Annotated in this window: 15 protein-coding genes; 1 reads left to right on the top strand and 14 read right to left on the bottom strand. The window is 45.4% G+C overall.

What is annotated here, in order from left to right:
* Positions 1-263: 263 nt before the first annotated feature.
* The 3 genes from CGZ90_RS21230 to metG form a co-directional block, all read right to left on the bottom strand.
* Positions 264-1,484, bottom strand: coding sequence for a resuscitation-promoting factor (locus CGZ90_RS21230; protein WP_094253269.1), 1,221 nt, complete (start codon positions 1,482-1,484; stop codon positions 264-266).
* 216 nt (positions 1,485-1,700) lie between these two features.
* Positions 1,701-2,468, bottom strand: coding sequence for a TatD family hydrolase (locus tag CGZ90_RS14620; protein WP_094253270.1), 768 nt, complete (start codon positions 2,466-2,468; stop codon positions 1,701-1,703).
* Between the two features lie 270 nt (positions 2,469-2,738).
* Positions 2,739-4,703, bottom strand: coding sequence for a methionine--tRNA ligase (metG, locus tag CGZ90_RS14625; protein ID WP_094253271.1), 1,965 nt, complete (start codon positions 4,701-4,703; stop codon positions 2,739-2,741).
* Positions 4,704-5,382: 679 nt separating this feature from the next.
* On the opposite strand from metG, the gene abrB reads away from it, so the two are divergent.
* Positions 5,383-5,667 (top strand): transition state genes transcriptional regulator AbrB, encoded by a 285-nt coding sequence (gene abrB / locus CGZ90_RS14630; RefSeq protein ID WP_094253272.1) that lies wholly within the window; start codon positions 5,383-5,385, stop codon positions 5,665-5,667.
* A 341-nt stretch (positions 5,668-6,008) separates the two neighbouring features.
* On the opposite strand, the gene rsmI is transcribed toward abrB, so the two are convergent.
* The 11 genes from rsmI to CGZ90_RS14685 all read right to left on the bottom strand — a co-directional run bounded on the left by rsmI (position 6,009) and on the right by CGZ90_RS14685 (position 13,350).
* Positions 6,009-6,887: a 16S rRNA (cytidine(1402)-2'-O)-methyltransferase gene (gene rsmI, locus CGZ90_RS14635; RefSeq protein ID WP_094253273.1), complete on the bottom strand. Its 879-nt coding sequence runs from the start codon at positions 6,885-6,887 to the stop codon at positions 6,009-6,011.
* A complete protein-coding gene (locus CGZ90_RS14640; RefSeq protein ID WP_094253274.1) occupies positions 6,865-7,149 on the bottom strand; it encodes a GIY-YIG nuclease family protein in 285 nt (94 codons plus the stop codon). Before CGZ90_RS14640 ends, rsmI begins: the two co-directional genes overlap by 23 nt.
* Positions 7,139-7,879 (bottom strand): tRNA1(Val) (adenine(37)-N6)-methyltransferase, encoded by a 741-nt coding sequence (locus tag CGZ90_RS14645; protein ID WP_094253275.1) that lies wholly within the window; start codon positions 7,877-7,879, stop codon positions 7,139-7,141. The genes CGZ90_RS14640 and CGZ90_RS14645 overlap by 11 nt, the downstream gene beginning before the upstream one ends.
* A gap of 68 nt (positions 7,880-7,947) precedes the next feature.
* Complete coding sequence (yabA, locus tag CGZ90_RS14650; RefSeq protein ID WP_094253276.1) at positions 7,948-8,307, bottom strand: DNA replication initiation control protein YabA; 360 nt, start codon at positions 8,305-8,307, stop codon at positions 7,948-7,950.
* Between the two features lie 13 nt (positions 8,308-8,320).
* Entirely contained in the window at positions 8,321-9,151 is an 831-nt protein-coding gene (locus tag CGZ90_RS14655) for a PSP1 domain-containing protein (protein ID WP_094253277.1), read from the bottom strand.
* A 5-nt stretch (positions 9,152-9,156) separates the two neighbouring features.
* On the bottom strand, positions 9,157-10,149 hold the full coding sequence (gene holB, locus CGZ90_RS14660; protein ID WP_165766868.1) for a DNA polymerase III subunit delta': 993 nt from the start codon (positions 10,147-10,149) through the stop codon (positions 9,157-9,159).
* Positions 10,150-10,152: 3 nt separating this feature from the next.
* Positions 10,153-10,596: a YaaR family protein gene (locus tag CGZ90_RS14665; RefSeq protein WP_094253279.1), complete on the bottom strand. Its 444-nt coding sequence runs from the start codon at positions 10,594-10,596 to the stop codon at positions 10,153-10,155.
* Between the two features lie 18 nt (positions 10,597-10,614).
* Complete coding sequence (locus CGZ90_RS14670; RefSeq protein WP_094253280.1) at positions 10,615-10,944, bottom strand: cyclic-di-AMP receptor; 330 nt, start codon at positions 10,942-10,944, stop codon at positions 10,615-10,617.
* 11 nt (positions 10,945-10,955) lie between these two features.
* On the bottom strand, positions 10,956-11,597 hold the full coding sequence (tmk, locus tag CGZ90_RS14675) for a dTMP kinase (protein WP_094253281.1): 642 nt from the start codon (positions 11,595-11,597) through the stop codon (positions 10,956-10,958).
* Positions 11,594-13,033, bottom strand: coding sequence for an aminotransferase class I/II-fold pyridoxal phosphate-dependent enzyme (locus CGZ90_RS14680; protein WP_094253282.1), 1,440 nt, complete (start codon positions 13,031-13,033; stop codon positions 11,594-11,596). Before CGZ90_RS14680 ends, tmk begins: the two co-directional genes overlap by 4 nt.
* 122 nt (positions 13,034-13,155) lie before the next feature.
* A complete protein-coding gene (locus tag CGZ90_RS14685) occupies positions 13,156-13,350 on the bottom strand; it encodes a sigma factor G inhibitor Gin (protein WP_094253283.1) in 195 nt (64 codons plus the stop codon).
* Positions 13,351-13,793: the final 443 nt, after the last annotated feature.

Consider the following 13,793-nt stretch of genomic DNA (forward strand, 5'->3'; position numbering starts at 1 on the left):
CCCCCGGCGTCAAACATTGACGAATAAAAATTAAATAGCTGCTGCTCGTAAAACGATAATCTGTGCATAACATGTAATAAACGTAAATCAGTGTTTTTAAAATATTTTTTCGGGAAAATTATTTCTAAGTGAAACTTTTTAAAAACCTGTGCCGTCTAATTAAATGAATCAATCTTTTTATGCTATTGGTAGTATACCCTAGCAGCGCATATTTTTCGAATCACGAAAAAAGCACAGAGGCTGCCGCCTCTGCGCAATATTGTTTAATCAATAATTCGAATTGTAATGGTTTTCCTGCCCCACGCAACAGCCTTAGACTGTGATGAGAAGAAAACATCAATTTTATTCCCTTTGATCGCTCCTCCTGTATCAGATGCAATCGCATATCCGTAACCTTCTACGTATACTTTGCTTCCAAGAGGAATAACACTCGGGTCTACCGCAATGACTTTTGCGTTCGGATTAGCTTTCAAGTTGAACCCTGTTGCTGTGATGCCTGAGCATCCTTCGCAATTCGCAGTATATGCTGTGCTGGACACTGTTAAGACACGTCCTGAAGACGGCTTGTCGTTTCCACGGGATACAACCGTACGCTTTGCAGGTGCTGGTGCAGGCGCTGGTGCTTTTGTTCCGACCGCGATAACACGATCCTTGCCTTCTGATGTCTGATCGGTTTTAAGCAGCTTGCGAGATACTATTTTGCCGTTTTCCAAAATAACTTCGTAACGTTTGGAAACTTTCCCTTTCGTACCCTCTGACACTACTTTTTCTGTTCCTTTTGCAAGTGAACCGTCATTGCGCTTCACAGTTGCATAAGGTGTTTCTTCTTCCACTACATCGGTGACCTTTTCTACTCTGATGATGTTTACCTGCATTGTGCGACGCAGCTTCGTGCTGGCTGCAGGCTCTACTCGATCTAATTTGCCTAATGTAACGTTATGCTGCTTCAAAAGGTCAGCGACCGTAGTCGAAGTGGTCCAAACCTGCTGAGGCTTACCGCCTACTACAAGCTTAACCGGAACCGCAGATTTCAGTGTTACTTTGCCTTCGTCCTTAAGCTTCGCTTTAAGGCCAGGCTTTATTTGGTCGTGCTCTTTTACTTCCAGCTTGTTTTCCTTAAGGAATTCTCCAACAGTCTCAGCAGTGGTCCACGCTTCCGTGTTCTTGCCGTTTACCGTCAGATTAATTTTCTTGGCTGGAATATATTCAACCGTCATGCCCTCTTTAAGCTCCGAATCAAGTCCGGGGTTTATTTGGTCATGAGAGTTGAACTCTATGTCATTTTCTTTTAGCAATTCCCCTACTGTGTCAGCGTGCGAGCGGACTTTTGTTTCTTTACCGCCAATCGCAAGGCTTACATCTGTTTTCGAAGATTCATAGCTTACGAACCCAGTTGTGATCGCCAATGCAAGAATAAGCACGATTGATACAAGAAGTTTTCCTCTGGTTAATCCAGAAAAAAGGGATGTTAAATTCTTTTGCATAGATTCACTCCTCCCTTACAAAGATTGAATTATAGTGGTCTATTATCAATCTGTCAAATATCCCCTCCTCATTCGCTCGGTTGATGCAAGCCTATTATGAGCAGAAAAAGGGAATTTTGGGAAGAAAAACTACTCGACACGTTTTTCTCCCACATTGAAATTTTTGTTGAAAAGATGCACTTTATTTCATGTATTTGCTAGTTTCGACACCGAACGCTATCGATTTAGACCAAAAATACGGTGCGCGTTGTCGGATGTTTTTTGAATTAATTCTTCGAGCGGAATCTCCTTCAGCTCAGCAAGCGTTTCAGCCACATACTTCACATACGAAGGTTCGTTCCTTTTTCCTCTCAAAGGATGAGGGCTTAAATATGGACAGTCTGTCTCGATCAAGAGCCATTCAAGCGGAATATCCTTTGCCACTTCTTTTACTTTTCTGGCGTTCTTAAATGTGACCGGGCCGCCAAATGAAATGTAAAAATTCATCTCCATACATTGCTGCGCTGTTTCCAGGCTTCCCCCGTAACAGTGCATGATCCCCCCGACTTCCCGGGCGTCTTCCTCCCTCAGAATATCCACGACATCCTGAGTTGCATCACGGTTATGTATGATGATCGGCAGCTTCACTTTCTTCGCAAGCTGTATTTGGCGGCGGAATACTTCCTTCTGGACATCTTCGGGCGACTTGTCCCAATAATAATCCAGTCCCATTTCGCCAAGTGCTACTACTTTCGGGTGGGCAGCAAGCTCCTCAATCCACGCAAGATGCTCATCCGTCATGTCAATCGCATCCACTGGATGCCATCCAACCGCGGCATAGATGAAATCATACGTCTCAGCTAACAAAAGAGCATCCTTGATCGTCTGTTCATCAAACCCGACAACGACGATTTTTTCCACCCCTTCATCCAGCGCCCGCTGTATGACCTCTTCTTGATCTTCCTTGAATTGATGTGCGTTTAAGTGTGCGTGTGTATCAAACATCGATAGTCCTGCCTCCTGATTATACTTGATAAGAATATCAAACTTATTTCCTAAAAACCAATGCATTTCCATAACATTTCCATTACAAAAGGATTACATAACAGTCATCAAATGCCTCTTCTTACTTCTTTCGACAAACTTCTACCCTCTATAAAAACTTACTAATGCTTCAAAGAAGATGCAAACCAAAACCAAGCATTAGAACCAAACCAACCCCAAAAAGAAAAACCCGCTAAATTACCGTAATCGGCAATAGCAGGTTTCTCATCTTTATTTTACTTTTGCCCCATTCGGAAGTGAAGGGTCGACTGTTGCCAGGGTGAGCTGGTCTCCTTGCGAGCCTGCAAGAATCATTCCCTCTGAAAGCTCGCCACGGAGCTTTACAGGTTTCAGGTTGGCTACACAGATTACCTTTTGGCCAACTAGATCCTCAGGCTTATAGAATTTCGCGATGCCTGAAACGACTTGTCTGCGCTCGAATCCAAGATCAAGCTGGAGCTTCAGAAGCTTGTCGGCCTTTTTTACAGGCTCAGCTTCTAAAACCGTTGCTACTCGAAGATCTACTTTCATAAAGTCGTCGATTGAGATCTCAGGCGCAAGATCTTTAACAGGTGCTGCTGCCTGCTCTTCTTTTTCCGCTTCAACAGCAGGCTGTGCGCCGCCCATCGATTGGCGGATGTATGCAACCTCTTCTTCTGTTTCAAGACGCGGGAAGATAGGCGTTCCTTTTGCCACAGCTGTACCGCCAGGAATTTGGCCGAATTCAGCAAGACTTTCCCATGCTGTCAGCGAGCCTTTTTCAATACCTAGCTGCTCCCAGATTCTTGCCGGCGTCACTGTCATGAAAGGCTGAATCAGGATTGAAACATAACGCAGCGATTCTGCCAGGTGAACCATGACACTCGCAAGCTCTTCACGCTTCGCTTCATCTTTCGCCAAAACCCATGGCTGAGTTTCATCAATATACTTATTTGTACGGCTTACAAGCTGCCAAATTGTTGTAAGTGCCACTGAGAACTGCATTTCTTCCATCGCAGCTTCTGCTTTGCGCACAGTTTCCTGTACGAACGCTTCAAGCGTCCCGTCGAATTCATTTACTTTTCCTTCGTAAGCAGGAATCTTTCCGTCAAAATATTTTCCGACCATCGCTACTGTACGGTTAAGAAGATTCCCAAGGTCATTAGCAAGGTCATGATTGACGCGGTCAACGAAGCTTTCCGGCGTGAAGACGCCATCAGAGCCGAACGGAACCTCGCGAAGAAGATAATAGCGCAGCGCATCAAGACCATAACGGTCGATTAGCGTTACTGGGTCAACGACATTTCCTTTTGATTTGGACATCTTCCCGTCCTTCATCAAAAGCCATCCGTGTGCAAACACTTTTTTCGGAAGCGGAAGGTCAAGCGCCATCAGCATGATCGGCCAGTAAATCGTATGGAAGCGAACGATTTCCTTGCCTACTAGATGAACATCCGCAGGCCAGAATTTCTGATGCTTCTTATCGTTGTCTGTGCTGTATCCAAGAGCAGTAATATAGTTAGATAAAGCGTCGATCCATACATAAATGACGTGCTTAGGGTCATTTGGAACTTTTACTCCCCAATCAAAAGAAGTACGCGATACGGCGAGATCTTCTAGACCTGGTTTGATAAAGTTATTGATCATCTCATTCTTGCGCGATTCCGGCTGGATAAAATCAGGGTTTTCTTCGTAATACTGAAGAAGTCTGTCCGCATATTTGCTCATGCGGAAGAAGTAGCTTTCTTCTTTCACTTTTTTGACCGGACGGCCGCAGTCAGGACAGTTTCCGTCTTCAAGCTGGCGCTCTGTAAAGAATGCTTCACATGGCGTACAGTACCAGCCCTCGTATTCGCTTAAGTAAATATCTCCCTGATCCAATAGCTGCTTGAAGATTTTTTCAACGATCACCTTATGACGGTCTTCTGTTGTACGGATATAATCATCGTAAGAAATATCGAGCTTCTTCCATAGATCTTTGATTCCGACTACGATGCTGTCTACGTATTCCTGTGGAGTAACGCCTTTTTCTTCAGCTTTTTCTTGAATCTTTTGCCCGTGTTCATCAGTTCCTGTCAAATACATGACATCGAACCCTCTCAGGCGCTTATAGCGAGCCATCGCATCTCCTGCCACAGTCGTGTAAGCATGACCGATATGCAAATTTCCGCTAGGATAATAAATTGGAGTCGTGATATAAAACGACGGTTTCCCCATTGCTTTGCTTCCTCCTTTAATAACTGTGTTTTGAAAACTTGGCTGACGCCAAGCTTTTCTAAACTTTTTCACGGCGTCGAATCACTTCTTTGTTAAAAAGTTATTCTTTTATAGTAAAAAAACGAAAATGCCCCTTACGGCTAGATGAGGGACATCATTTAAACGTTCGCCATAAGCATACCGCATGTGGAAAAAAATCCATTTTACAAATTATATAAAAAATGTGGTATTTAGGACATAAAAATCATCCGGCATGCGAAAACACTTATGTAAATACTTTCATTATTCTCTTTTCTTCCTTCAAAATATACCTAATTGGCTCTAGCCAGTCAAGGCAGCTTGAACGGTTAAGAATAGAAAAAAATGAATAGTATTTTTTAATGGTCAGTTTTGTCGAATTATGACGAATTATCTTCAGTCCATTTCCAGTAATAAATTTGAAATATTGGCTCAATTTTGGATAAATACCAATTGCTGTACTTTTGCAGTTCTTGAAATGTTTAGAAGTTTCTAAGAGCGGGCATATAATGGTAAGTAAACCGATTGGACAAATCTGTTGACGCCTTTTGGAAAAACTGGTAAGATGATTTCGTAAGTTTTTGTCGAATTCTGACGATATAACATTGTAAGATAGATAGGGATAAATATTATATTAAAAAGTCTGGGAGGAGATTTATCAATGAAATCTACAGGAATTGTACGTAAAGTTGACGAACTAGGACGGGTGGTAATTCCAATCGAATTGCGCCGTACACTTGGAATCGCTGAAAAGGACGCTCTTGAAATCTATGTGGACGATGACCGCATCATCCTTAAAAAATATAAGCCAAACATGACTTGTGCTGTAACTGGTGAAGTTTCTGACGACAACTACACAATCGCTGGCGGCAAGATCATCCTTAGCCAAGACGGTGCTCGTGAAGTAATGGAAGAACTTCAAAAGCAGCTTCAAACAAGCAAGTAATCTTTAACACTTAACAATGAAAAGTGAACCTCCTGCCACTTCGGCAGGAGGTTTTTTTATGGCTGATTTAAAAGACGATGTCATGAAATCAAAGAAGCGGTTGATCTCCGTTTCAGGTGCACGCTTTCCGCGGGGTGAGAGGTGAGCCCTTCCGTCGCATGCGCCATTGGAAGGTCTCACCTTCCCACTCATCCCGCTGGAGTCGGCACCTTACACTCCGATCAACTTATCAATGATGGATTCAAGATGATCATGCGGATGTGATGAAAAAATCAGCTAAAGCATATGAAGGTATTATCAGAGGTAATCCACTGACTTTTCTAGAAGATTTGCTTGATAACTTACTCTACATGATACGACTGATAAACATCCCGCTTCGGAAGCCCTCTGTCAGCTGCTGCTGCCTTAATTGCTTCTTTCGGCTTCATTCCTTCATTAATATAGTGATCAACATGACTGTTAAGCGGAAGATCCTCCCACCACTTCGTAACATCTGCTGCAGCGTTTGGATCTCCTCCTTCTACCACAAGGCAGAACTCGCCTCTCACTTCATTTTGTTCAAAATGAGCAAGAAGTTCACTTAATGTCCCACGGCAAAATTCTTCATACCGTTTACTCAATTCCCGGACTGTCACGCCTTTTCTGTCTCCGAGCACGTCGATCATCGCTGACAATGTTTCTTTTATGCGATGCGGCGCTTCATAAAAGATGAGGGTTGAGGGGAAAACGGAGAGCCGCTCGAGCTGCTCTTTACGTTCCTTTTTGCCGCGCGGAAGGAAACCGTAAAATGTAAACATTTCCGTTGAAAGACCCGATGCTGCTACTGCAGGCAGAGCAGCACTCGCGCCAGGAAGCGGAATGACGCGAATCTTCTCCTCTATGCATAGCACAGCAAGATCATAGCCTGGATCGGAAATGCCTGGCATTCCTGCGTCCGTTACGAGAGCGACCTGCTTTCCTTCCTTTAACTGTTCAAGCAGCTTACGTCCGCTCTGTTCTTTATTATGCTCGTGATAGCTTGTCAGCGGCGTGGCAATCTCAAAGTGACTGCACAGCTTCTTCGTCTGCCTCGTATCTTCGGCGGCAATAATATCGCTCTCTTGTAAAATCCGGACAGCACGAAACGTCATGTCCTCGAGGTTGCCAACCGGCGTTGGCACAAGATATAAAGCTCCTGTCCCGTTAGCCTCTGCCTCGTTATAACTGCTCTGTTTCCACATTTCGCAAGCCCCCTTCCTGTATCAGTTTCTCTTTATTTTTTCTGCTCATCTGCTTTATCGCGTATTCAGCCTGCATCGCTTCCTGCTTCGTCTGAAATTCTGCGTGAAATAGAAGCTTCAACGGACCGCGTCCTCTTGTATATTTAGCTCCCTTTCCGCTTTCGTGCATCTGAAGCCGGCGTTCCAGCTCGTTCGTGTACCCCGTATAGTATGTCCCGTCTGCGCATTCGAGAATATAAACAGCATGCTGCTTATCTTCCATAGAAAACCTTCTTCAGCTGTTCTGTATATTGACCGTCGCTTCCGTACACAGTCAGTGGCGGCAAGATATGAAGATCAGGCTTTCCTTTTTTCATTCCTTCTATTAAAAGCATGTTTGCTTCGCTTCCCTCGCGCGGGTAGATGAGCTGCAGCCTTTTAGGTTCGAGTTCATACTGTCTCATATATGCCAAGATCTCCATCAGCCTGTTCGGACGATGAACGAACGCCGCTTTCCCGCCTTGCTTCACGAGCTGGCTGCTGACACGGATAACATCCTCGAGCGTACAATGAATTTCATGACGCGCGATCGCCAGATGTGGATTCTCGTTATAATCCTTTTCATTGACCGACGGAAAATAAGGCGGGTTGCATGTGAGAGCGTCGAACGTTCCATGGCCGAACTCTGCCGCAGCTTCCTTAATATCAAGCGTATGAATTGAGATCTGCTCTTCAAGGCTGTTGATTGCAGTGCTTCGCTTCGCCATGCTGCTCAGCCTTTCCTGAATCTCGACTCCTGTGATAGCAGCCTTTGATCGTGTGCTGAGCAGCAAAGGGATAGCGCCGTTACCTGTGCACAGGTCTATGATTCTCCCTTTTTGAATCGGAACCCAGGCAAACCGGCTGAGAAGGACAGCATCGAGAGAAAAGGAAAAGACAGAGTTGCTCTGTATGATTTTTAGTTGTTCATCCACTAGATAATCGAGCCGTTCGTCCGGCAGCAGTTCCGCCATAAAGTTTCCTCTTTTCCGCTAAGATCATTTTTGTGATGATAAAAAGCCTTCCCAGAAGGAAAGGCCTTTTATTTCTTATTTAAGAATGACAGACAGAAAAGGCAGTCCCCTTCTGTCCTGACACTTCCATAATGAAGATTGCATATGTGAAACCCTTCTTGATAAAGACGCGCGAGGTTATCGTATCCTTCTCCGATATCCATCGGCTCTTTATGCTTTTCAAGAACGGGCTTGCTTTCTTTTTTAGCAGCAGTCTTTCTGTTCTTTGAGTCCAATGCGTTGCGGAGATTTTCATTCTCCATCTTTAGATGGTGGTTTTCCTCTATGAATGACGCCAAATGAACCTTGAAATCTTCCAGTTGACGCGTCATCGCCGCCAGCTGCTCCTCCATTTGGACCACTCTGGAAAAAATCGCTTGTTTCTCCACGAAATCCACCTCTTTATTCTGTGGCTTGCGTTATTAGTTCCTCTTTTTTGTTAAGAAGTTCGTCTATTGAATATTCTGTGACACTCCCGATCTGCGGAAGGTCCACCTGTACGAGTTTCTCTAGCATGTTCAGCCCTACTACACGGCCTTTTCCGTGAGGTGTCGCGATTTCCTGGCCAATATCCGGCATATCCCGTTTTACCTCTTCATAATAGTCGTTCTCATATTTCAGGCAGCACATCAGCCTGCCGCAAAGACCTGATATCTTTGCAGGATTCAGTGAAAGGTTCTGATCCTTGGCCATCTTGATGGATACCGGCTCAAAATCACCGAGGAACGTTGAACAGCAAAGCATCCTTCCGCACGGTCCGATGCCGCCGAGCATTTTCGCTTCATCCCTGACTCCGATCTGCCGAAGCTCGATGCGGGTCCTGAAGATGGAAGCTAGATCCTTCACTAGCTCGCGGAAATCAATCCGCCCTTCAGCTGTAAAGTAAAAAATTACTTTGTTGCGGTCAAACGTATACTCTACGTCCACAAGCTTCATATCGAGCTTATGCTCGCTTATCTTATCGACGCACGTTTCAAAAGCCTGTTCTGCTGCTGTCTTGTTTTCTTCCACAAGCAGCATGTCCTTCGAATTAGCGAGACGAACGACCTTCTTTAATGGAAGGACAACATCATTCTCGCCTACCAGCTTCTTTTCGATAACGACCTTTCCGTATTCAATTCCACGCGCTGTTTCCACGATCACAAACACGTCTTTTTGCACTTCAAGGTCGCCGGGGTCGAAATAATATATTTTTCCCGCTTTTTTAAAGCGGACTCCAACTACCTCATACAAGGCTGTTATCCCTCCTGTAATTGCAGCACCAGCTGCTCCATAGCCATCGCTGGGTTCATGTTCGACCCGAGCTTCTTCTGGGCAGACAGTATCGCAAGCATTGAGTCGCCAATACGGCGCTGTGAAAGGTAAAGTGCCTGCTGCTCCAGGGCCTGCAATTGATCACTAAACACTACTCTTTCTGTTTCGGAAAGATGTATAGATAAAAGATCCCGGTACCAGATCAATAATAAATTCAACCCTGATGCCAGCTGCTCTTTTTCTTTGAAAAAAGAGAGCCAGTTTTCCTGAAGAGTCACAAGAGCGTAATCAGGTCGCTTCCGCAACTCTTCTGTCAATTGTATCACTTTGTCTCGCGCTTGTGCAAACCACTCTTCCCTACAAATTTCGAGCGCTTCTGACGTATCGGACGTCAGTGCAGCTGCCATTTTAGCCATTGCGGGAGAAACATTTTCCCCCATCAGCAGATCCTCCAGCTTTCCTGGCGGGAGCGAAGAAAAAGACAGCAGCTGAGCCCTTGACCGTATCGTCTCTAGCAGCCTGTGTACTTGCTCTGTCAGCAGAAGAGCGATAGACTGCGAGACTGGCTCTTCTAAAAACTTAAGCAGGCTGTTCGCGGCTTGGACGGTCATCCGGTCTGCATGCTCGATAATGTACACCTTTTTGTTGGACTCCATCCCTTGGTAGGCGAACTCTTTTTGCAGCGCCCGGATCTGATCGATTTTAATGCTCTGCCCGTCCGGCTGGATCACATGAACATCAGGATGATTCCCGCTGTCGATCCTCCGGCAGTTGCGGCATTGGCCGCACGCTTCTCCATCAATCGCTTCCAGGCACAAAAAAGCCTTTGCAGTTTCTTTCGCGACCGCTGTTTTTCCGGTGCCGCGGGGACCTTCAAATATGTAAGCATGGGCAAGCCGGTCTTTCTTTATGCTGTTTTTTATCGTTTTGACTGCGCGTTCCTGCGTTTCCAGCAGCGGTGCCCAACTCATCCTCATCACCTACGTATATAAATTGATCAGCAATCCTTTGATCTCACCGATTTTATCGAGCATCTGAACCGACCGGTTTTCCTTTTCAAGCATGATCGCCGTCAGCTCCATCAGCTTTTCATCTGTTTCTTTGACAACCTTCAGTGTTCTCTGGCGGCCGTCTCCGTTCCAGCTTTTGTTCTGCTTCAGCTGCAGTCCGAAATCCACCGCTTCTTTAACAAAGCGCTGGACAAGACTTTTATACACCTGAAGGTCTTTCACAGTCTGCGAATGAAGCAGACGCCTGCCCTGATCTTCAATATCGCCAAGCAGACGGGTCAGCTGTTCACTCTGCATCTTATCCTGCTGTTTGGCCACCGCCTCGCCGAAGGATGACGAAGATGCTTTGATCTCCTGCTTCCCTTCCTTAGAGGCCGCACCCAATGCAGGTCGCGGATCATGTCCAATCTTCATCGTAATCCCTCTTATCCTTTAAAATTGCTGAAAATGTTCAACTGGAAGTACGAAAACCGTCGCTCCCCCTACTTCCACCTCTACCGGGTACGGCACGTAGGCATCAGCATTTCCGCCCATCGGAGATACAGGGGCAACAAGCTGGCTGCGGCTTTGGCAGTTTTCTTTAATGAGATCGAGCACCCCTTCCACCTGATGGTCTTCCACTCCGATCATAAACGTTGTGTTTCCCGCTTTTAAGAATCCTCCCGTTGTCGCCAGTTTCGTCGCACGGTAATTTCGGTCCACCAATGCATCAGCAAGCTTATTGCTGTCCTTATCCTGAACAACAGCTACAACCATTTTCATAACGGTTCCTCCTATTTAAAATGTAATGTCAGCAAGCTCTCTATGTCTTTCTTTATTTCTTCAAATACCTCTTCTGTTCCTTGTTCGCCATCAATCACTTTTATCCGTTCAGGATATTCTTCCGCCAATCGGTGAAAGCCGTCCCTCACACGGTTATGGTACGAAAAATCCTTCTGCTCGATCCGGTCCAGCTGAGTTCCGCTATAGCGCGCTTCCATCCGCTTACGCCCCGTTTCCGGACTCACATCAACGAGATAGCTCCTGTCCGGCTTAATGCCTGTCGTCGCGTAGCCGTTAATGGCACCAACCACATCCGCACCCGTCTGCAGCCCGTATCCTTGATAAGCAATCGAAGCGTCAACAAACCGGTCACATAGGACCACTTTTCCTTCGTTCAGTGCAGGAACGATTTTTTCATGAACATGCTGTGCACGGGATGCCGCGTACAAAAGAATCTCGGTCATATCCGCCATCTCCTGATGAGCCGGATCGAGAATCAGTTCACGTATCTTATCGCTGATCGCAGTCCCGCCGGGCTCCCTCGTCTGGATGAAGGCGACGCCTCTCTCTTTTAAGTAATCGGCAATCTTTCCGATCTGTGTAGACTTTCCGGAACCGTCCGGACCTTCAAGTGTAATAAATAAGCCTTTCATTGCTGTTCTTCTCCTTCTTCCTCTTCAAAAACACTGATCATTGTTTCGTTCCCGCCCTGAAAACGAGCTCCATTTTGCTGCAGAACGTTAAACGATTTGATCATGCTTTCTGTAATCTGCTCTCCTTTGGCGATCAGCGGCACCCCAGGCGGGTAAGGAATAACAGCCTCAGCCGAAATCCTGCCAGCAGATTGATTGATCTCCACCAGTTCAGTACCTTTGTTCCTCATCTCGCCATATGAGTAAAAAAGGCTGCTGACCGGCGCAAACACTGCTTGGAAATTTGTTGTCTCTGTTCTTTCTTTTCGGTTCAGATCTTCAGATACCTTTAAAACAGCTTCTTTCCAGCGCATTGTTTCATGTGAAACACCAAGCGGGAGAACGAACAAAACATTCAGCGAGTCAGCAAGCTCCGGGTACAGCCCATGCTTCTCAAACATCTTCTGCAACTCATACCCTGAATATTCCCCTTCCGCCTGCAGTGTAACCTTTAACGGATCTGCTTCATATCCAGAAGGTGGTTCAATTACAAGAAATCCATGCTGTTTCAAAAAATCCTTAAGCTCGATGGATTGTTCTTTTATCGACTGTATGTCAACTGTTTTCAGCTGCGCCAAGTAAGCACGGCTGAGATCAAGCGAAGCCATAATCGGATAAGACGGCGAACTGGACTGAATCATCTGCAGTGCGTGCCGTACCCTTTTTTTATCTAAAAGCGATCGCTTTCCAATATGAAGATATGCTCCCATCGTCATCGCTGGCAGTGTCTTATGCGCAGACTGTACCGCAGCATCTGCCCCCATAGAGAGCACACTCGCCGGAAAGCCATCCAGCACATAATGCGCCCCGTGTGCCTCATCAGCCAGCACTGGGAGACTTCGTTCGTGCATGAACTCAATGATTGATATCAAGTCAGCTGACATGCCGTAATAATTAGGAGTCGTGACGATCAGGCCTTTTATTTCTGGATGCTGTTCTAATGCCATTTTTACAGTCTCAAGCGTCAGTCCCAGGGGGAATCCGCCTTGCTGATGAATTTCAGGTCCGAGGAAAATCGGCATTAATCCGGCCAGCTCAAGACCGTTTAATACCGACTTATGACAGTTCCTCTGCACCATTACTTTGTCACCTGGATCAAACGCAGCAAGAATCATAGCCAGGTTTCCAGCCGTGCTTCCTCCAATTAGAAAGTGCGTCTCATCCGCACCGTAAAATTTTGCCGTGAGATCCTGCGCCTCCTTTATGCACTCTTGGGCATCATGAAGGTCATCGAGACCTGTAAGCTCCGTCACATCGATCTCACTTATTTTTTTATAATAAGAAATTCCCGACTCATGCAGCAGTGATCCGTTTTTATGACCCGGCACGTGCATCGATATCGGTTTTCTGTTTCTATGCGAAATTAATGCAGAAAATAAAGGCGTTTTCTCAAACATAAGACATCCTTTTCTTCTATTATACTTACCTCTATTCTACCATTTTTCACTCGATAAATCAGGCTGAGTTATTCACTTAGCGTACTTGAGCAAAATAAAAAAACAGGCATGACAGCCTGTTTTTAAAGGGTGGCGTTCGCTAATTTCAGTTTTCTTAGCTGGCTCAGATAATGGCGGTAATACTCATCATTCACTTCAGCCTCTATAATTTTCGTTTCACACTCATGACAGATAAACTGATGCAGGATATGAATCCCCATCGTTTTCGATTCTTCACAAATCAGGCAAGTTTCCCCATGCTTATGGACCGAACTCATATCTTCCCACCTCCATGCTCCCATTCTTGCCGGAATAATCACCATATATACGTTTTTTCAAAAAACTTTATCTAATTCAATGTATGACATTCGCCCATCCCTTGTGTCTGTACATCGGAAATAAGGAAAAGCAGGCACAGAAGGACATTTTGGAGTTCATCTGAGCTGGACCCGTAAATCTTGATTTTGACCCGTGAATCTGGATTTCGACCCGTAACTTCTTCACTTAGACTCGCAATTTTCCATTTAGACCCCTAAATCGTTCAGAGGATGATTCTGAGGCAGCTTGATCCTCAGAAAACAGCTTCTTGGTTTAATGCTGATAAGTAGATAACCGGGTTTTGGTTATCTTCTACCTTATTTCTGCTCTTTAACTCCCACATCATTGTGATAAAACACAAAAAAGAAGATAACCGCAATGGGTTATCTTCTATCCTTGCCCG

This window comes from Fictibacillus aquaticus, assembly GCF_002245695.1.
Taxonomy (GTDB): domain Bacteria; phylum Bacillota; class Bacilli; order Bacillales; family Fictibacillaceae; genus Fictibacillus; species Fictibacillus aquaticus.